The following is a 19,611-nucleotide window of genomic DNA, read 5'->3' as shown; positions in this document are numbered from 1 at the left end:
ATGAGTAAAGAACTGACTTTAACGGTCATCTCACCCGACAAAATCCTTTATCAGGGCAAGGCAGAATCAGTGATTCTGCCAGGTTCTGTGGGTTATTTTGGAATTTTGCCAGGACATGCCACACTTGTTTCCCAACTCGATTTCGGGCTCATCAAATTGCATTCTGCAGGAAAAGAGTTCCGAATCGCCATCGATGGGGGTTTCTGTGAAGTGAGAAATGACCAAATCCGAGTGCTTACCGAAGGTGGAGATTCTGAGGATGATTTGTCCCATGACCACGCGGTAGAACTCCTAGAGGAAGCGGAAGCCCTTCCGGTTTCGAAAGACAAAGAAATTCTTCTAAAGAAAGCAAAAGTTCGCATTTTACTGCACGAACGTTAATTTTTTTCCCCCCTTCTTGCCGAAAATAAACCAGAGGGGGATTTCCTTTGGCTATAGATTGGATTCGACGTTCTGTATTGGTGACGATACTTTTGACCGGATTCTATTACTTAAAGGAAAACCCTGATTTGCGAAAAAGAATCTATTCTGAACAACCGATTCGTGTTAGAATTGAGGGACCAGTAAGGAACCCTGGATTCTATTCCTTGGATGCAGGTGCAAACGGAAAGGATTTGATTGAATTGGCGGGTGGATATATACCCGGAACGCAAATCAAAATGGAGGACAGTATCTTGGAACAGCCGTTAGAGGATGGCCAGGTACTAAATTTGGGAAAACGGTAATCGAGGCGAATGGCGGATCAAGAACAGAATAAAAACGAAGATCTAGAAAACATCGAACCTATACTTGATGAAGACTCGTTTTCCTTGGATTTGGATGATTTTGATATGGGTGATGATGACTTAGATGTATCGCCTGGAATTGAAGCACCAAATCTCGACGATATTTCCGCCTTTGATGAGGAAGATGATTCCATTTCCGATATGGTTGCTTCCTCAGATTCATATGATGATTTATTAGATATAGATTTAGATTCTGATTTAAACTTACTTGGGGAAGAAGACCCCATTTTGCATGATGAAGACATTCATGCTGATTTTTCTGACTACGAAGAAGAGTCAGAAAAAGAAAATTCCAAAAGCCCCGCAAAACAATCATATAACGAAGCACTTGATGAAGATCTTGAATTAGAGTTCGATGATGATTTGATTGATCTTGATAAAGAAATTGAATCAATTCTTAACGGTGCCGATGGAATTTTAACTTCCAAAAAATCCAGACAAGAAACAGAGGATGAAGAAGAAGGACCAATTTCTCTTTCCTTGGAAGAACTAGAAAACATCACTGGAAATTTGGAAGAAGAAGATCATTTAGGGGAACCAGAACGCTCAAACTTTGACGAAGAAGACCATACTAATAATCTTATCGACGAACATTCTGATCTTGATTTAGATTTAGACGATTCAGAAATTGATACAAACCTTGCTTTCGATGAAGAAGGAAAACCACAATTTGATTTAACAGATCATGACGATGAAGATTCCTTTATTCCTAAAGATGATTTGGGACCTGGGACAGAGGAAGAAGATACAAGTTTCAAACCACTAGTCGATCCAGAAGAAGAAGAACTATTCGGGAAGAATAAAGAAGATGAAAATCTTACTTTATCTGACGAAGAACTGGGTAGCATACTTGGCGCTGGCGGTGAAGCGAGTTTAGAGGAAACTTTAGGTTCTGAAGAAGAATTCCTCACATCAGATGAAGAGTCTGATCTTCCTAGTTTCACTGATGAAGAAGGCGGCTTTGACCTGTTAGGTGGAGAACTTGAAACGCCTGAAGAAGAACCTAATTTAGAAGTGGATGAAGAAGAAGATGATGAAGGTCCACTCACATTATCATTAGAAGAATTAGAAAACATTTCTGGCGAAGCTGTTGAAGAGGATTTTGAAGAACCTACACTAGACATTCTAAACGAAGAATTAGAAGACGAATCTATCACTTTAAGTCCAGACGAACTTGGTAATATCATTGCAAGTGATCCAATTGAAGAAACAGAAGAATCCGAAACTTCTGAAATGGAAGGAACTGACGAACTAGAAACGGACCTCGGTGATGATTTCGGTTTTGATTTAGGAGAACCGGAATCCGAGCTACAAGAATCTGAAAGTTCAGAAGAAGGACTTGAAGGCCAAATGGAAGGTTTTGAATATTCTGAAGAAGAAGACGAAGGACCAATTGCACTTTCAATGGAAGAATTGGAATCCATTGCTTCTGATGCTGAAGAAAGTTCAGAAGAAGAACTTGTAGATAGTTTTGACCGCGCACCACTTCCTTATGAGGAAGAACTGGCTCCAAAATCTGATTTGATGGAAGAGGATGAAGAAGATGAATCCATTGCTTTATCAATGGAAGAGTTGGAAAACATTACTGCCTCCGAAGAGGAAGATGAAGAAGTTTCAGCAAATGAAATCTCAGACTCCTTAGAGGCTGAATTGGAACCAGAAAATGTTACTCTTTCTCCCGAAAGTTTGGATGAAATCTTAGGAGAAGAACTCCCTGGTGATGAATTAGAAGATATCGCTGACCTTCCTGTTGAGGAAGAATTTTCTTTGTCAGAACAAATTAGCGATGAGGATTCATCAGAACTTGATTTTAACTCTGTCGAAGAACAAGACTTAGTTGAACATGAAGCAGATATAGATTTTGGAGATTTAACATCAGATTCAACAGAAGATGATAGTTTTGATTTATCAATTAGTGATTCACCTAAAGAAACTAGAGTTCCGACCTTGGCATCGGATGATTCGGAAGTATACGAAGTTGATTTAGATGAGTATGCAATGGAAGGAAAACTTTCTCCATTGGAAGAGCTCCGTAAATCAGATGTATCTGCACCAGAGGAAAAACAAACGTCAGCTGAAGAAGCTTTTGCAGAAGCAGGTAGTGAAAATTTATCAGCTGGTGATCGAAAAAAAGTTCTGGGTTACTTAGACAATTTACTTGGGAACCTTCCTGATGAAGTCATTCGCGAATTCTCGAAATCACAATACTTCGAGTTATACAAGAAAATGATGAAAGAATTGGAGTTATAAAGTGGGACTTCTCGACAGAGCCGAAGAAATTAAAAAAACTTCGGGGTCCCAGGCTCCAAAAGTTACCTCTGAAATACAAGATAAACCATCTTTATTAAAAAAAGCAGAACATTTCCGTGAAGAGATTGAAACTCCGAAAACCGAATCTGTACCGGTAGCAGACTCCGACTCTGAATGGTTAGACGATGATTTTCAAGAGACTCTTCCAACAGAAATTGGAGACCTCCCAAATCCTGATGGGGAGGAAGAATTTGATTTAAGTGATATTCCTGAGCTAACAGATGCTGATTTTGGTGAATTAGCAGATGAGGCATGGGATGAAAATCCAATCTCACAATTAGAAGATGATTTTGAAAATAGTCCCAATGATTATCAACCAATATTAGATGAAGATTCCGAAACTGAGCCTCTTGCAGAACCTGATTTAGATTTTGATTTGCCTGCAGAGGAAGAAGTTTCACCTGAGTTAGCGGCAGACCTCCCGTCTAACGAAGAACCACCACCTGAGCCAACAATAGAAAATGAACCAGAGTTTGGTGATGATTTAGTGGATAGAGATTTTCACGACGATACAACTGAAACTGATGCACCACTCCCTGAAATAAATATTTTTGATGAGTGGGAAAACGAGGCTAAAAAAGAAGCCGCAAAACAACCGCTAAGACCAACTAAAGATGATCCAGCTCCTATAGGCGAAGATGTATTATTCGATGACGAATCTGATTTTGGTACTGCACCAATGTCTTATCATCTTGCTTCCAAAAAACGAATCGAGAATTACCAAGCAATATTTGAAATTACAAAGGAAATTGCCTCTTCCAAAGAATTTTCTGATTACTTTGATAATTTAGTTTATAGTTTGATCGGTCAAGTGGGATGTAATTCAGTCGTAGTCCTTACGTCCACGAATCCAAAAAATCCAAAATGGGAAGCAGTTGCTGTGCAAGGGATACAATCCAAAGATTCTTGGTATCTCTCACCTAACGATGAAATCTATTCACGTATATCCGATTCGGAGACAGTCATTTATGCAGGTGAATTCAAATCCTCCCGTTTGCCTAGTCGAGAGTTAAATTTATTAAACGAAATGGGTTCTGAAATCCTAGTTCCGATTCGACATGGTGGTAAATGTTTTGGATTATTATCATTAGGAAAACTAATTAATGGGGAAGAATATATCACCGATGATTTAGAATTTGCAAAAATTGTAGGTGATATTGCAGGTTCTGTATTTGAAAGAGTATCTGAATTTGAGTTAATAAATGAAAATTTAGTTCATGCAAAAGAAGTTATAGAAATTAATGAATCGGTTTTGCGGTTTGCACGTGAATTTGCTCGTGTTCGGAAAATGGATGAAGCCTTCGATCTTCTTATTGATAACATCAAGCAAAAGTTAGGTGTAAAGCAGTTTTCCTTTTTAGTTTTAGATTCTGAAACTCGTTCTGATTACATTGTATTCGGTTCTAATTTTATACTTCCTGAGCGAGCGAAAGATTTTAAGCTAAGTAAAGATTCTGATATTGTTGGAATGGTTTCCAATGTTCCTGGAGTCTATAAATTAGAGAATTTTAGAGAAGATGCCGAATTAAAGTCAATTTTTACTAACGATGAATTAGGCATCATGAGCGAATTTACGATCTTACCTGTTATCAACTTAAATTGGCTCGTGGGTATGGTCATTGTTCATTCTACTGGATCTGCTTGGACAGACACTACGAGAGATGTAGCCGTGACTCTTTTGGAAACTTCTGCTCCTGTATTTGCCAATCTTTTGATTTTACAAGAAAAAGAAGCTTTATTTAGAAATCCTTTTAATCCATTGGAAACAAGGATATTAAATGAAATTGAAAAAGCATCACAGATGAATACTAATTTCACAGTATCGTTATTTAAGATTCAAAATGTTTCTCGAATGGTACATTTAGTGGGTGCAGGAACATTTGCCCGCTATGCGGATGCCCTCAGAAAAACCATGATGGATCATATTGGAGAACTGGATTTTTTCACGAGAGTAGGTCAAGGAAAGTTTGCTATGGTCCTTCATGGCAAAGACAAAGAAGAAACTGAAATAGTGATTAAAAAAATAAAATCTTCTTTTTCCAAAAAAGAAGAAGCTATCATTGGATCCTTTCGAGCTACTTATCGTGTATTAAATTTATCTTATCCTCATGATACAAAGGACAAAAATCAGTTTTTGGAAATGGTTGAAGAAGCCTAAGTAACTACCTGTGTTATTTAACTCTCTTTCTTTTCTTTTTCATTTTCTTCTATTCTACACTATTTATTATTTTGTTTCCTATCGAATTCGAAAATATCTGCTTTTGGCTTTTGGGATTTATTTTTATTCAAAGTGGAATGTTAACGCTACAATTCTATTGCTTCTTTCTGTGGCATTTAACTATAGTTTGGCTAGGTTTTTGTCACAACTCTCTGGGAAAAAGAGGAAAGTCCTTTTCGTATTCGCAATTTTTACTAACTTATTCTATCTTGGCGCGTTTAAGTATTTTATCTTTGTTTGGGAATTATTTTCTGATTTAAGAATTGGTTTTGGTTTTCCTGGATTAACATGGAAACCTGAAATTTTGTTACCCATTGGTATTTCTTTTTATACATTTCATAATATTAGTTATTTGATAGAAGTTTATGATGAAAGAATTCTTCCTTGTAAGAGTTTTTTTACTTTTGCTATATATGATTTGTTTTTCCCTTTATTGTTGCTCGGTCCAATTGAAAGACCTGGTAATCTTATACCACAAATAGAATCGGAACAAACCATTACTAAAGAAAAAGTTTGGAATGGTATATCTTTGTTTATTTGGGGAGTTTTTATAAAATCAACCATTGCAGATCCATTTTCTCGTTATGTAGAAATCCATTCTCCGAACTTTGATTCCTTAGAACCTGGGATTTTGTGGATTGTCGCTCCAGTGATAGCGTTTCAAGTGTATGCTGATTTTTTTGGATATTCTCTCTGTGCAATGGGGCTTGCCGAAATGATGGGTTTTCAATTGATGAATAACTTCAAAAGACCATTTTTTGCATCCAATCCTTCTCTGTTTTGGTCCAAATGGCATATTTCTTTATCTACTTGGTTACGTGATTATGTTTATATTAAGTTAGGTGGAAACCGGCATGGTTTCTTTCGTGAAAACATAAACTTAATGGTTGTTTGGTTCCTTGCGGGAATTTGGCATGGGGCAGGCTATGGTTTTTTGATTTGGGGAGTATATTTAGGGCTTTGTTTGGTATTCTATCGTTCTTTAAAACATTATGGGTTTGTAAAGGAATCAAATCATATCCAATTTATCCTTGGGATATTTCTTACGTTTTATAGTTTTTCATTAGGGCTACTATTATTTCGAATTCAATCGCCAATGGAAACAAAGTTGATTTTGGAAAACTTATCCCATTTACCAAACGTATCTTCCATACCAATTATGGTTTTATTAACCATAATCCCATTGTTAGCATTTGATTTATGGCAAGAGTGGAAAGATACCGACAGGCCCAATTTTTTTATTTCATCGAAACCCTTTTCCTTTTTGATAATGTTTTTTTTCTTATTTCTTTGGTTTTCTTTATTTTCACCTTTTGGGAAACAGGATTTCTTTTATTTCCAGTTTTAGTTTAGCCTATGAAACCAATTTATTTTTTATGCACATTCATTCTTCTTTCTCTTTTTATGCATCTTACCGTCGAGTGGATTGTGCCTTTTTGTGAAACAACTTCTTCTTATTGGTATCTATCAAACGAACGGAAGATTAACTCAGATGCAAAAGTATTGGTATTAGGTGATAGCCAAATAGTAACCGGAGTGACTCCTCAGTTAATTGCAGAAATTGAAGGTGTTACCATAAATGAAGTTGTGTATTTGCCGAAACCTAGCCAACAACCGGAAGGAATTTTATTGGAATCTTTGGAGGTTCTTTCCAAGATTCCGAAACTTAAAAAGGTCTATGTAAACCTCTCTCCACTAAATACCAGTAAAAATTCTGTGACTGATGCTAATCGGCAACTATTCCTATCCTTCGGAAGTTTTTCCTTATACACGATCACTCATCCATTATTACGTAAGGCTTATTTTTCCAATTTAACTGATTTGAGTTGGAAGCTAATCATAAAGATATTTCCATACTTTGGACTAAGTTCGAATATCAATCGTTTGGTGTATGATCCCATTGCACAAATAGATGTTTCGCGAAGAAAAAAGGAATTTCTTTACATAAAGGAAAGTATGGAAAAAAACCAAGGATCTTGGGTTTGGAAATTCATTGGAGATGATCCAAACTTAGATGAGAAGGAAGAATTTCCACACCGCAGTTCACAGGTTCTTTCTGGTAAAAGGGAATTATCAATTCACTTATGGTTCGAATTTATCCGACTTTGGAAAGAAAGAGGAGTAAAGGTGGTTTTTCTTCGTATCCCATTTTCTCCGAAAATGGAAAAAGACATTTTGGCAACAAAAGCAAACTTAGTGGCGGATGAGTTTTTCCAAACAATTAAAGCTGAAGTAGGTCCAAAGCGGAGTGTGGAAGTTTTAGATTTTAAATCGGAATTTTTAGAAGACTATCAGTATTTTGGAGATTTGACACATCTCAACCAAAAGGGAAGAGATGCTTTTGCTGTAATTTTGAAAAAGGCTTTATTTGATCACACCCACTCTACGGCCCAAGGCATGTAGGTTGATTCCCCAACCGAGTCCAAAAAATTGTTTTGGCGTTAGGATTTCCTCTGTACTTGGGTCCCAAATATCTTTCACAAATGCTTCTGCTGAAATTTCTGTTCCGTATGGGATTCCCCAAAAATTTTTATCTTCACCGTATGACATGAATCACCTCACTATTTAGCCAAATCTTATGATTTGCTGGATTCTACCATAGAATAAAATTCTTGGAAATGGTAAGCGGAATCATGCGGACCTGGACAGGCCTCTGGATGGTATTGGACTGCCATAACTGGAAGGCCTGTAATTTTTAGACCTGCAACTGTTTGATCAAATAAGTTGATCCTTGTAATCGGCATCTCTTTTGTGGATTCACCAAGAACATGGAAACCGTGGTTTTGGGATGTAATTTCAATTTTGCCAGTTTCTTCATTTCTGACAGGATGGTTTCCACCTCTATGACCAAACTTGAGTTTGGCGGTCTTTTTGCCTAAGGCTAAACCAATGATTTGGTGGCCTAAACAAATTCCAAAGAGAGGTTTTTTAGCATCCATAATGGCTTTTGCAGAGGAAATGGCATAGTCCAACGGTGCTGGATCCCCAGGACCATTGGAAAGGAAAAATGCATCAAAACCTTCTTTTAGTAAATCTTCAGCTTTAGTTTTGGCAGGGAAAACATGAACATTGAATCCCGCTGCATCCAAAAGTTTTAAAATGTTTCTTTTGATTCCGAAATCATATACTGCAAGTTTAAACTTACTAGGAGAATGGGCACCAAATACATAAGGTTTTTCGCAAGTGACCACTTGGGCCAAGTCTTGGCCTTCCATAGAAGGAGCCTTTTTGACTGCCTCCAAAAAAGAATCATCGTAAGTTTCGCTAATGAAAATTCCACAAGACATGGCACCTGAGTTACGAATCATGCGCGTTAGTTTGCGAGTATCGATTCCTTCAATCGCTGGAACACCAAATCGGATCAAAAAATCACTTAGTGTTTCTTTGGATTGAAAGTTAGAAGGACGTTTTACGTATTCTTTGACGATGAGTCCAGAAGCCTGTATCCTATCTGATTCCATGTCATCAGGATTGATTCCATAGTTCCCAATCATAGGGTAAGTGAGTGTCACAAGTTGGCCTTTGTAGGAAGGATCAGTAATGATTTCCTGATATCCCGCCATAGAGGTATTAAAGACTACCTCACCAATCGAATTCTTATTTGCACCGAAGGATCGGCCCTTCATGACCGTTCCGTTTGCTAAAACCAAAAAAGCCTGCATCCAGTCCATTCCAAAGAAATGGTCCCTAATGACGAACAAAAATTCATCAATCTTTTATGTAATAACGTTTTATCCTATCGTAATGGTAATCCCCATCGATTTCTACAGTTTCCATTCGGGAAAGGGAATCTTCCATTTCTTTGGCAATCTCTGGTGTTATGGTTATATAATTCCTTTTGCCTCTCACCAAATAGTCAATTTGGCCAGTCTGCCCATCGGCTTCGATGACCTGACCTTGGATCCTTTTGGACTGAGGACTTGAGGAACGAATCGAAACCTGAAATTTCTGGAAAATATGAGGTTTCCCCAAACAAAGCCAAATCTCAGAAGTGGGGTTCAATTGCGTGGCTTTGCCTTCAATATTGTGTTTTTCGAAGGATTGGTTGCCAAGGGCCAACCTCATGGTGTCGGCATCACAATAGATTGTTTTCTCCCGTAAATTGGTAGGGTCCAAATAACGGAACTGTGGTTCCGGTCCATTTGCATCCCAATGAACCAATTCGCCTGAAAAACGAATGATTTTGCGTTCCCGACCAAAATTCTCGCTGGAAAACAGAACAAAAAGCAAGAACAATCTGCAAATAAGGAATTGTTGCCTAGACGGCATTAGACTCATTCGAATTACCACATTTAACACAATTTTCGTTTAAATTTAACAATTTTATTTGACAAATCCTAGAAGAACGACTAGTTTCATTGCAATTGTCGGTATGAACGGTTGCTCACTTGCATTCGTTTGTCCACAGGAATGAAAAAAAATTCAGGAAACACTCACTAAGGAGTAATCATCAAATGCTCAAATCTCTTCGCTTTGGAATGATGGGGTTCTTACTTTTGTGCTTAGCTGGTAGCTTAAGCGCACAATCCGGTCCTCGCTCGTATTTTATGGTCGGTCTAGGTATGCAATTTGACCTAGCGCAACTCGGCGGAACTATCACAAAAGATGGTCTCGATTCTCGCCTTCCAGTTACTAATAACGCAGGTGCTTTGACTGGTGGACAACAAAAAGCCATTTATTCAGAAAACACTTTGGTCAGCTTAAAAAGATCTACTGGTGGAGTGATCGGTGGAAAAAATAGCGGAGCGATGACTGGTGGTAACATTAACATCGGTTACGAAAAAGAAGGAATCTTCGGACTCAACAATCTCTTTTTCCGTATCAATGCTAACTACACTACTAAAATTGCCGGTGGTGATACAACATCTACAGTAATGGGTTACAAATGGTTAGACCAAGAGTGGAATTATACTGCTGTAACAGTTCCTACTTACATTGGTGTTAAATTATACAATGCAGCTAACGATACAGCTGTTTACATCGGTGGTGGTGTGAACTACTTTAAAGGTATGTGGAATGTATCTGGAACAATCAACGCTCCTGGTTTAGAGTTAATGACTGCTGGACTAGGTTCTAATGGTTCTCCACTACTTGGTCGTGGGGGCGCTCTTTTGGGTGATGTTCCAAGTCCAGGTGTTGCAAAAGAAAATGCAAAATTTGGTGCTAGTGGATTCGGTTTCAACTGGATCGTAGGAGCTCAAACAAAAGTAACTGACAAAGGTCACCTTTTCTTCGAATTGGAAACTATCCTTTCAGCAGGAATGGGTGTTGCGGGTGTAACATCTGTTGGTGGTGCTAGTGCACTTGCTCCTTGGGCAGCTTACCCAGTAGTAGTGGGTGGACAAACTTACCGTGTAGGTTACAAAATCGAAATTTAATCTGTCTTAGCTGATTAGATTAAAAGCCGGAGTTGGGATTTCCAACCCCGGCTTTTTTTATTTCATCAGTAAAGTGATGAATTCTTTATCTTTTGTGGTAAGGCTACTGGTTTCATGTGTAAATAATTCCAATTTAAGTTTGTTGTAAACATTCCAAATCTCTGCATGGTGATTTATGGATTCAGAAACTAACGCCACTTTTGTGATAAATGAAAATGCTTCGATAAAATTACGGAATTCTTTTTCAAATTTGAAAATTGGTTTTCCATCTTTTTTGTCTAATTTCCATTCCTTGTAATGATCTAAAAGATTTTCAATTTCCTCTTCTGATAAACTTGTTGGTTTTTCTCTCATAATTTCTCCTTTCGTTTATGAAAAACAATCAAATACAATCCCGTTAGAATGAGAGCAGCACCTGCGAGTTTTTTCTCGTCAAAAGGTTCTTTCATAAACAATATACCAACAAACATTAAGAAGATGGGTTCAATAAGCAAAGTTGCATTGAGTTTACTGATAGGTAAATAATTATGTGCTTCAAAATAAAAGGCTCTACCTAAAAAATAACCAAGAAGTGAAAATAAACCAAGTGTAACTATGATAAAAAGATCAGGAAAATGAAAACTTCCAACAGATAGGGAATAAATAAAGAAAAACAAACTCAAAAGTAAGAGTCTTAAATAAGCATATTCTAATCCTAAAATTTCAGGGATGAATCTTTTTATCATATAACTTTGGATCGCAAAAAGAAAGGCACTGAGTAAAATACAAAATGCCGACAAAACATTGATTTGGCCTTCCAATGTGGAAATCATATATATTCCCAAAATAGCAATCAGGATTCCAAAAACTTCTGTACTATGTAACTTTTCTCCTAAGAAAAAAACTCCAAGTAATACATTGTAAAGAACTGTTGTTTTGATAAGAATGGCGGCGGGACCTAAATCGGTTTGTTTGAGAGCATAGTAATATAAAACGATCCCTATTGCATTAGAAACAGTTCCTAAGGTTAAAATGTAACCATCTCTTTTTATCGTTGTGACCACCTTAATTCTTCTGCTTTTTGAAATTAAAAAATAGGGTGTCACCACTAAAAATGAAAACCCAACTCCAAAGAGAGCAGCTATTTCTGGTTCCAAATTAAACTTTCGAAAAATCTCTTTAAACCCAATGACCTCAAAGGCAAAAAAAACTCCCGTCAGAAATACAAAAAAATATCCTTTTTTTTCGTTACCAGTCAATGGGTTTCTTTCCTTGTGTAAGTAAGTATTCGTTGGTTTTAGAGAAATGTTTGTTTCCCAAAAATCCTCTGTAAGCAGAAAGAGGAGAGGGATGTGCTGATTTTAAAACCAAATGTTTGTTTGGTGGGATGAGAAATTCTTTTTTCTGAGCGAATGATCCCCATAACAAAAACACTAGATTCGATTTTTTCTCCGCCAAGATTTTGATGGTAGCATCAGTAAATTCTTCCCAACCTTTGTTTTGATGAGATCCTGCTTTGTCTTTTTGCACAGTTAGCGTTGCGTTTAAAAGAAGGACACCTTGGTTTGCCCAATGGGTTAAGTTCCCTGATTTTGGGATGGGTTTTTGTAAATCGTCTGCTATTTCTTTAAAGATATTTTGTAAGGATGGAGGAAAGGGAACTCCTTCATTGACGGAAAAACAAAGTCCATGTGCTTGTCCTGGGCCGTGGTAGGGATCTTGACCAAGGATCACCACTTTTACTTGGTCAAAAGGACAAGAATCAAATGCATTGAAGATCAATTTTGCAGGAGGATATACGGTAGAGGTTTTGTATTGGTCTCTGACCCATTCTCGTAAGTTAGTAAAATAAGTTTTTTCAAATTCCTCCTTGAGAACTTCTTTCCAACCAGATTCAATTTGTACGTCTTTCAATTCTTCCCTCCGAATGAAAGTATAATACCCGTAAGTCGATTCCTCCATGTGTGACATGGATGGTTTTTTTAGAAAAACTTCGAAGTTCTCTCATACAATCGCTCCATTTTTCTTCTGTAGGGCATAGGATAAAACCTATGAGTTTAGGATGATTTTTTGTGAGTTTTAAAAGTTCTTCCAATCGTTTCCCAATTTTAGAATACAGCTTTTCTTCAGGTCCAATCCTTTCATTTTTACGAAGACCATACGGTGGGTTTAGAGGTAAAAAATAATGGGCAGCTTCTGATTCTTCTTCCGGTAAAACAGGAAAGGTTCTTAAAAAATCAGAAATACTATGATCCCAATGAGATACTTGAATTATTTTTCTCCAACGTTTGAACTCTTCTAACCAGTAACTTTCTAGAGCCGGGTCTGTATCCTGGATGACAATGGGAGTAGATGTGATTGGTGTTAAAGAAAGTTGTTCCTTTTTTTTCTTTTTGAAATGTTCCAACGATTTTTCTGGAAACAAAATTAGTTGAAAAAACAAAAAATCTCTAGGTAGGGAAAGAAGAGAAATGTTCTCTTCCTGTAACGCCCATTCGGTGGCGAATGTCAATGTACCAGCAAATGGAATGTATAAACCAGTCACATTTTTTTTGGGAACCAAAAAGATATCAAAACATTGTTGGATTAAAATTTGTGTTAAGTCTTCCGGGACAGGGGCACTGGTTGGGAAATTTGATTTAATACCTCGTTTATATGCTGGTTCTCCCATTACAGACAGAGAAACTGTGATTTCATCTTCGAAATAACTAATATGTAAGTTTTCTTTGATTTCGTAGAACCGTGTATTTGGGTCAGAAAACAAAGGTTTTGCGATTGTAACAGCCTCAGTTAGGATTCGTTCCCATTCTTCTTCTCTTACTTCAGAAGATTTGTCCCAATCTTTCGTACGCCCAATTACCAGTCGAACGTCCCTTAAAAAAAGACCGTGAAACAAAAGATAGGCGATTTGGTGTGAATTCGTGTTTTCTAGTTTAATTTTTTCAGAAAAAACGCGTATATTTGGTTCAGGTTGGTTGGGAAGTGGGACAGTTTGTAAAATCTCTTTGATTTTTTCTCCAGACCAAGTTGCTGTTCCAGGTGGAAAATACACCTCCCAACTCAGGGTTGTTCCGGTTTGTGGTTTGCGGATTCTAAATTTCCAATTCATCTTTTCCTTGCTCTGGACCTTTCTTTCGAGAAATTGTCTTCTAATATGTCCAGGATCTTCACTCCGGAACTCTTTTTGGTGATTGCCGCCATTCTTTGGGGTGGAACCTTTGTGGTCATCAAACTTGCGCTGGATTCAGTGCCTCCCTTTCTATTTTTAGCTGTCAGGTTTTGGCTCGCCGGAATTGTCACCTTACTCCTTTACCGAAAGACTTTGTTTTCCAAAGCAAACCGCAGATGGGACTATATATTTCCTGCCTTTTTTGTCGCTTGTTCTGCTCTTTTAGGATATGTATTTCAAACCATTGGCCTTGTTTATACAACCGCCACTCAGTCTGGTTTTATGACCGGGGCTTATGTTGTCTTTGTACCCTTATTACAAATTGCTATAGAACGTCGGCTTCCATCCATTCGAACTTGGATTGCTGTTTTGATTGTTGTGGTTGGATTATTTTTGATTTCTCAAAATGGAAAATCCTATGAAGAAATTCTTAAATCCACTGGTTTTGGATTGGGTGATGGGCTCACGCTGATCGGTGCATTTTTCTTTGCGATTTATATCATATTAATTGATATATTTAGTAAAAAGATTCCTGCACAAATTTTGGTATCCTTTGAGATTCTACTCATCGCGATTGTATCTACAAGTTTATTTCCAGTGGAATCCATATTTTTAAATCAATCCATCTCCATACATTTTGATTTAAAATTTTGGATTGGAGTCATATATACTTCTATTTTTGCAACGATTTTCACAACCCAAATTCAAACCAGATACCAGAAAGCAGTTCCTCCCGCAAGAGCAGGTTTACTCTATAGTTTAGAGCCTGTGTTTTCTTTTTTTCTCGCATATCTAGTGTTAGGCGAAAGATTGGGAATTGTAGGGACTATTGGTTCCGGTCTTACCCTTTTTGGAATTGTGTTTTCTGAATTAGGTAAATGGAACCAGAGAGAAGAATAACACACCGGTAATACATCTCCTCTCCATTTTTGATAGATTAAATGATCTGGTGTTCTTTGAGTGCGTGGTAAAGAATTCCAATGGTTACTTTAAGAATGGATAAAACTGGGATTGCGAGTAACATCCCAAAGATTCCGAAAAAATTTCCGCCAACGGCAATTCCGATGAGTATTGCTAGTGGGTGAAGTGAAACTGCATTGGCAATGACCACTGGTTGTACAATCGCATTGTCTACTAGCTGTGCTACCACGACCACCGAGGCTATCGATCCAATCGATGGTGAAATTTCTGGAAACAGAATCGAAAATAAAATAGGTGGAATCGCTCCTACAAGTGGTCCTAAGTAGGGAATCGAATTGGCAACACCCAAAAACACACCAAATAGAATAAAGAACTTAACTCCCACGATATAAAATCCAATGGAAGCCACCATAGCCATAATTCCGCATTGGATCACTAAACTTTTTAAGTAACTAGTAATCTGTTGGTTCATTCGGTAAAAAACCATTAGAAACATTTCAAAAAAACGATTTGGTATAAAACTTATCATTGTTTTATAAATCAAATTTGCATCCAGAAGCAAAAAGAAACTGATGATTGGTATAATGATCATCCAACTTATAAAAGTGGGGATCATCACAATCAATTCTCTTAAAAATTCTTCTAAATTACTTGTTGCCATCTTTGCCACTTCTTCTGGATTAATGATTTTTTTCCAGAGATCCGGATTTTTTGAGAGTACTGGTAATTTATTAAAATCTAATAATTGAAAATTGGGATCATCCATTTTGACAGACCATTCAGAAACAATGGGTTGTGCCTTTTCAAAAAGATTTGGTAGATAAAAAGCCAGAAACCAATAAGCAGCAAAAATCAAAATAGAAAAAATAATGATAATTGTTATGGCTCTATGGATTCCTCTTGATTCAAAATAGTCAACAATTCCATGAAAGATATAAAAATGGATTCCTGAAATTAAGAGTGGAATTGCTAAGAACTTTACACCTACAACTCCAATTAAAACCGTTAGAGCTATGAGTCCAAAAAATGCAGTTCTTAATATTAAGGATGATATATTGAATTCTTTTGGATTCATTTGGTTTTATTTTTTTTACTTTTGAAGTAAGCAGCTTCGAGTGTATCATTTGTTTTGCGGAGTCTGTCGGCAATAATGGATGCAAAACTAAGCAGTAAGTCGTTTCCCACTCTCGGTTTGGTTTCCAATAATGTTTTTAATTCTGGTTGGAAAAAACCAAGTAAAATAGAATCAACAAGGGCCACGGCAGTTGCAGATCTTGGAAAGTCTTGGAATAACGCAAGTTCACCAAAAAAGGCACCTTTCTCTAGTTCGGCGAGCTTTAAAGTAACACCTTCTCTTTCCGAAAAAATTTCAACTTTCCCTTGTAAAATGAGATACACTCCCGTTCCCGCTTGGCCTTGGTAAAAAATGGTTTCACCTGCATAGTACTTCCGTTTGTGGATGAGTCTTGCTACTTCTCGTAATGTCCTTCGAGACATTCCTTCAAAGATAGCGGTTTCACGTAAAAAATGAGAAATCTCGGTAATCGGATTTTCGTCACGTTTGAGAATGGATTTCCAAAGGGGAAGTTGCATAAAGCCTCTCCTATATAAATCGGATAGACGAGGGTAAGAATTGATAAAACTTGATCCGTATGGGCCAAGCTTTTTACGTTGCAGGAACCGGGACCGATGTGGGAAAAACTTTTTTTTCCTGCCTCTTTATGGCAAAATACGCGGAAAGTTATGGATTTCGTTATTGGAAACCCATCCAAACTGGGGCTGTAGGCACTGGTGATACAGAATTGGTCCAAAAAACTACCGACTTACCAGAATCTTATTTTCTAAAACCAGTGTATGAATTCCAAACTCCTGCCAGTCCACATTATGCCTCTAAACAAGAAGGCAGAATTTTAGATCCTAAGTTCCTATTGAATGAACTTTCTAAAGAAAGAAAATCCAATACCCTTGTAGAAGGTGCCGGTGGCGTTTTTGTTCCGTGGACTGACGACTATTTAACCATAAGAGGTATCGGGGAAAGTAATTTTCCTGTTGTGGTCATTGGATCGACTGAGCTTGGCACTATCAATCATACCTTACTGACCTTAGATGCACTTACAAGTAGGTTCGTTGCTGTACTTGGATTTTATTTAGTGGGACCTGAAAGTTCGCTTCAGGTTGATAATGCGGAAACAATACAAAGATTAGGTGGTGCTCCTTGTTTAGGAATTACCAATTTTCCAAAGCAAAAGTTATCTCCTTCCGAATTTATTTCTTTTACTAATAATCATTTTGATACCGATCGGAATGTAATTGATACCTTACTCAATCCAGAAGATGAAGTTTAACCCACTCCAAACGTATACATGGGTTCCCTTGACCATCCAAGAAGAAGGGGAAACATTAATCGATATCGTCGAAGCCCAAGGGGAGTTCGTAAAAGATTCTGAAGGAAATCAGTGGATTGATGCCATTGCAAGTTGGTGGACAATGATTTTTGGTCATCGTCATCCTAAGTTAGTATCCGCACTTAAAACACAAATTGATGAACTAGATCATGTGATGCTTGCAGGTCACATCCATCCTGCTGCCGAAGCCTTATCTAAATCATTATTAGAACTCACTCATTTTGATTTCCATAAAGTATTCTATTCAGATAACGGATCAAATGCGATAGAAATTGCATTAAAACTCGCTATCCAATATTATAGAAACCACCCAGACTTCAAACCTAGATCAGAGTTTCTAGTATTTTCTAGTTCCTACCACGGTGATAGCATTGGAGCCATGAATGTTTCTGGAAAAAATTATTTTAATCGAATTTTTTCTGATCTTAGGTTCCCAACAAAAGAATTCCCAGCTCCCAATTGTATGAATTGCCCTTGGGGAAAAAATGTGAGCAGTTGTGCTACAGAATGTTTAAACGATTTAGAACTTAGTATCAAACAAAATGACTATGCAGGCATTGTCATTGAACCTTTGGTATTTGGCGCCAACGGGATGTTATTTTATGATAAAAAAGTATTAATCAAACTTAGGGAACTTGCGACACAAACCAATACGCTTCTTATCTTTGATGAAGTATTTACAGGAATGGGAAGACTAGGTGAGTTTTTTGCTTACCAAGTGGCAGGAGTGAAGCCAGATCTTCTAGTGATGGCAAAAGGACTCACTGGGGGGATGTTACCCCTCGGTGCCACATTAGTTTCTGAATTCATATATCAACAATTTTTATCTAAAGATCCTTATCATGCATTCTTTCATGCACATACAATGACGGGAAACCCTTTGGCATGTAGCGTGGGTTATGCGTCAGTAAAACTTTTAAAAGAAAATGGACTCGAACTTGTTAAAAAATTAGAAAGTTCATTGCGAAAGCGAATAGAACCATTCCAAAAAAAATTAGGAAAACGAATCCAGAATGTTCGTGTGTTTGGTGGAATCTTTGCTTTTGAATACAAAGAAACTATCGCAGAAGATGAATATTTGAATCCTATTGGGAAAAAAATACGGGAACAAATGAGAGAGTTTCGCGTTCTTTTGCGTCCACTTGGAAGAACGATTTATATCACACCTCCTTATACTATTTCGGAGGAATCCCTAGATCAAATTTTTTTGGCAATGGAAGAAACCCTTCTTAGTTTTGTAGATTCAGATTGATACTAAATATACGAAGAGATTTTCTTCGTTTACACAGGTTGGCGTCGAAAAGAATCTGTTCCCATGATCGCAGAAGTCCAAGAAAAAACTGTTTCCACCACACCTTCCTTAATTACGGAAATGGAAGCCCTTGAAATCCTTGAAGGAAAAGTCCCTTTGCTTTCGGTCGTCGCTCGTGCCGCAGAAGAAAGAAATCGTTATTATACCAATCGTGTTCGCATTCATATATTAGATAATATCAAAAATGGTTATTGCCCTGAGGACTGCGGTTACTGCGCCCAAAGAAAGGGTGGAGACTCAGGAATCCAAGAGTATTCACTTAAATCTCCTGAAGAAATCTGGGAAGATGCCAAACGTGCCAAAGAAAACGGAGCTTACCGCTTTTGTATGGTAACTTCGGGTCGTGGTCCAACAGACAAAGCTGTTGATAAACTTGCCGAGACAATCTCTAAAATCAATGGGGAATTGGGAATGAAGGTTTGTTTGTCGGCTGGGATCTTGGATGCAAAAAAAGCTCGGACCTTAAAAGATGCGGGCCTTGACCGATACAATCATAATCTCAACACATCCGAATCCAAATACAACGAAATTTGTTCCACACATACCTTTAAAGACCGACTAACAACACTTGAGGCGGCAAGAGAAGCTGACATCGGGCTTTGTTCAGGGATCATTGTGGGTATGGGAGAAGAACTCAAAGATTTGGTACAAGTTGCTTTTGAACTCAAACGACTTGGTGTGATATCTATCCCTGTTAATTTCTTTATTCCTATCAAAGGCCATGCCATCCAGAAGTCATCACTCACCCCAGAATTCTGTATTCGTGTATTGTCTATGTTTCGATTGGTGAATCCCGATTCAGAAATTCGAATTGGTGCCGGAAGAGAAGGTCATTTAGGTTCTTTACAATCAATGGCACTTTTTGTAGCCAACTCATTGTTTGCTGAAGGATACTTAAATGTAAAAGGCAGTGAGATGGTTCAAACGATGAACTTAATTCGGGATTGTTCTATGGTTCCTGAATTTACAGAAGGGGTACCAGAAGGATGGGATGAGTACGAGTCGCAGTTCCTTTACGACGAGAAAAATTTTCCAGAACTCTATAAACATAAAAAGTAGTTTGCCTTTTTAACTTTTGGCGGTAGTATGCTTCTACTTTACCGCCTCTAGTGAGAAAAATGCGAAAACCTTCTT

At 37.6% G+C, this 19,611-nt stretch carries 20 protein-coding genes; 11 read left to right on the top strand and 9 right to left on the bottom strand.

Features of this window, described 5'->3' with window-relative positions; genetic code table 11:
• The 6 genes from atpC to EHQ31_RS14330 are packed head-to-tail and all read left to right on the top strand — an operon-like array spanning position 1 to position 7,716.
• The gene (gene atpC, locus EHQ31_RS14355; RefSeq protein ID WP_135571321.1) at positions 1 to 381 is read left to right on the top strand and encodes an ATP synthase F1 subunit epsilon; all 381 of its coding nucleotides are present in this window, start codon (positions 1 to 3) and stop codon (positions 379 to 381) included.
• A gap of 47 nt (positions 382 to 428) precedes the next feature.
• Positions 429 to 725 (top strand): SLBB domain-containing protein, encoded by a 297-nt coding sequence (locus EHQ31_RS14350; protein WP_135571319.1) that lies wholly within the window; start codon positions 429 to 431, stop codon positions 723 to 725.
• Between the two features lie 9 nt (positions 726 to 734).
• Complete coding sequence (locus EHQ31_RS14345; protein WP_135571317.1) at positions 735 to 3,035, top strand: hypothetical protein; 2,301 nt, start codon at positions 735 to 737, stop codon at positions 3,033 to 3,035.
• A gap of 1 nt (position 3,036) precedes the next feature.
• Positions 3,037 to 5,253, top strand: coding sequence for a GAF domain-containing protein (locus EHQ31_RS14340; protein ID WP_135571315.1), 2,217 nt, complete (start codon positions 3,037 to 3,039; stop codon positions 5,251 to 5,253).
• A gap of 10 nt (positions 5,254 to 5,263) precedes the next feature.
• Positions 5,264 to 6,661 carry an MBOAT family O-acyltransferase gene (locus EHQ31_RS14335; RefSeq protein ID WP_135571313.1) on the top strand — a complete coding sequence of 466 codons (1,398 nt, stop codon included), beginning with the start codon at positions 5,264 to 5,266 and terminating at the stop codon, positions 6,659 to 6,661.
• A gap of 8 nt (positions 6,662 to 6,669) precedes the next feature.
• The gene (locus tag EHQ31_RS14330) at positions 6,670 to 7,716 is read left to right on the top strand and encodes a hypothetical protein (RefSeq protein ID WP_135571311.1); all 1,047 of its coding nucleotides are present in this window, start codon (positions 6,670 to 6,672) and stop codon (positions 7,714 to 7,716) included.
• Here the strand turns inward: EHQ31_RS14330 and EHQ31_RS14325 are convergent.
• Genes EHQ31_RS14325 through EHQ31_RS14315 form a run of 3 tightly spaced genes read right to left on the bottom strand, consistent with a single transcriptional unit; the run spans position 7,678 to position 9,543 of the window.
• Positions 7,678 to 7,863 carry a DUF5808 domain-containing protein gene (locus EHQ31_RS14325; RefSeq protein ID WP_135571309.1) on the bottom strand — a complete coding sequence of 62 codons (186 nt, stop codon included), beginning with the start codon at positions 7,861 to 7,863 and terminating at the stop codon, positions 7,678 to 7,680. The two genes, EHQ31_RS14330 and EHQ31_RS14325, sit on opposite strands and share 39 nt — an antisense overlap.
• Positions 7,864 to 7,889: 26 nt before the next feature.
• The gene (carA, locus tag EHQ31_RS14320) at positions 7,890 to 8,975 is read right to left on the bottom strand and encodes a glutamine-hydrolyzing carbamoyl-phosphate synthase small subunit (RefSeq protein ID WP_135571307.1); all 1,086 of its coding nucleotides are present in this window, start codon (positions 8,973 to 8,975) and stop codon (positions 7,890 to 7,892) included.
• A gap of 46 nt (positions 8,976 to 9,021) precedes the next feature.
• The gene (locus EHQ31_RS14315) at positions 9,022 to 9,543 is read right to left on the bottom strand and encodes a hypothetical protein (protein ID WP_135571305.1); all 522 of its coding nucleotides are present in this window, start codon (positions 9,541 to 9,543) and stop codon (positions 9,022 to 9,024) included.
• A gap of 224 nt (positions 9,544 to 9,767) precedes the next feature.
• On the opposite strand from EHQ31_RS14315, the gene EHQ31_RS14310 reads away from it, so the two are divergent.
• On the top strand, positions 9,768 to 10,691 hold the full coding sequence (locus EHQ31_RS14310) for a porin OmpL1 (protein WP_135571303.1): 924 nt from the start codon (positions 9,768 to 9,770) through the stop codon (positions 10,689 to 10,691).
• Between the two features lie 57 nt (positions 10,692 to 10,748).
• Here EHQ31_RS14310 and EHQ31_RS14305 read toward each other — a convergent pair whose 3' ends face one another.
• Genes EHQ31_RS14305 through EHQ31_RS14290 form a run of 4 tightly spaced genes read right to left on the bottom strand, consistent with a single transcriptional unit; the run spans position 10,749 to position 13,779 of the window.
• Entirely contained in the window at positions 10,749 to 11,045 is a 297-nt protein-coding gene (locus EHQ31_RS14305) for a 4a-hydroxytetrahydrobiopterin dehydratase (protein WP_135571301.1), read from the bottom strand.
• Positions 11,042 to 11,929, bottom strand: coding sequence for a DMT family transporter (locus tag EHQ31_RS14300; RefSeq protein ID WP_135571299.1), 888 nt, complete (start codon positions 11,927 to 11,929; stop codon positions 11,042 to 11,044). Before EHQ31_RS14300 ends, EHQ31_RS14305 begins: the two co-directional genes overlap by 4 nt.
• Complete coding sequence (gene ung / locus EHQ31_RS14295) at positions 11,919 to 12,584, bottom strand: uracil-DNA glycosylase (RefSeq protein WP_135571297.1); 666 nt, start codon at positions 12,582 to 12,584, stop codon at positions 11,919 to 11,921. The genes EHQ31_RS14300 and ung overlap by 11 nt, the downstream gene beginning before the upstream one ends.
• The gene (locus EHQ31_RS14290) at positions 12,565 to 13,779 is read right to left on the bottom strand and encodes a hypothetical protein (RefSeq protein WP_135571295.1); all 1,215 of its coding nucleotides are present in this window, start codon (positions 13,777 to 13,779) and stop codon (positions 12,565 to 12,567) included. Before EHQ31_RS14290 ends, ung begins: the two co-directional genes overlap by 20 nt.
• 45 nt (positions 13,780 to 13,824) lie before the next feature.
• Here EHQ31_RS14290 and EHQ31_RS14285 point away from each other — a divergent pair, with 45 nt between their 5' ends.
• Positions 13,825 to 14,739, top strand: coding sequence for a DMT family transporter (locus EHQ31_RS14285; protein WP_135571293.1), 915 nt, complete (start codon positions 13,825 to 13,827; stop codon positions 14,737 to 14,739).
• Positions 14,740 to 14,776: 37 nt separating this feature from the next.
• Here the strand turns inward: EHQ31_RS14285 and EHQ31_RS14280 are convergent, their stop codons facing one another.
• Both EHQ31_RS14280 and EHQ31_RS14275 read right to left on the bottom strand, forming a co-directional pair.
• Positions 14,777 to 15,835, bottom strand: a complete 1,059-nt coding sequence (locus EHQ31_RS14280; protein WP_135571291.1) for an AI-2E family transporter — start codon at positions 15,833 to 15,835, stop codon at positions 14,777 to 14,779.
• Positions 15,832 to 16,353, bottom strand: coding sequence for a cyclic nucleotide-binding domain-containing protein (locus tag EHQ31_RS14275; protein ID WP_002975024.1), 522 nt, complete (start codon positions 16,351 to 16,353; stop codon positions 15,832 to 15,834). Before EHQ31_RS14275 ends, EHQ31_RS14280 begins: the two co-directional genes overlap by 4 nt.
• Positions 16,354 to 16,412: 59 nt before the next feature.
• Here EHQ31_RS14275 and bioD point away from each other — a divergent pair, with 59 nt between their 5' ends.
• The 3 genes from bioD (at position 16,413) to bioB (ending at position 19,536) form a co-directional block, all read left to right on the top strand.
• Complete coding sequence (gene bioD / locus EHQ31_RS14270; RefSeq protein ID WP_135571289.1) at positions 16,413 to 17,105, top strand: dethiobiotin synthase; 693 nt, start codon at positions 16,413 to 16,415, stop codon at positions 17,103 to 17,105.
• The gene (gene bioA, locus EHQ31_RS14265) at positions 17,095 to 18,417 is read left to right on the top strand and encodes an adenosylmethionine--8-amino-7-oxononanoate transaminase (RefSeq protein ID WP_135571287.1); all 1,323 of its coding nucleotides are present in this window, start codon (positions 17,095 to 17,097) and stop codon (positions 18,415 to 18,417) included. Before bioD ends, bioA begins: the two co-directional genes overlap by 11 nt.
• A gap of 63 nt (positions 18,418 to 18,480) precedes the next feature.
• Entirely contained in the window at positions 18,481 to 19,536 is a 1,056-nt protein-coding gene (gene bioB, locus EHQ31_RS14260; protein ID WP_135571285.1) for a biotin synthase BioB, read from the top strand.
• The last annotated feature ends 75 nt before the right edge of the window (positions 19,537 to 19,611 follow it).

The sequence above is a fragment of the Leptospira montravelensis genome, assembly GCF_004770045.1.
Taxonomy (GTDB): domain Bacteria; phylum Spirochaetota; class Leptospiria; order Leptospirales; family Leptospiraceae; genus Leptospira_A; species Leptospira_A montravelensis.
The sequence above is the reverse complement of the archived record's forward strand: the minus strand, read 5'-3'. Positions and strand labels throughout refer to the sequence as shown.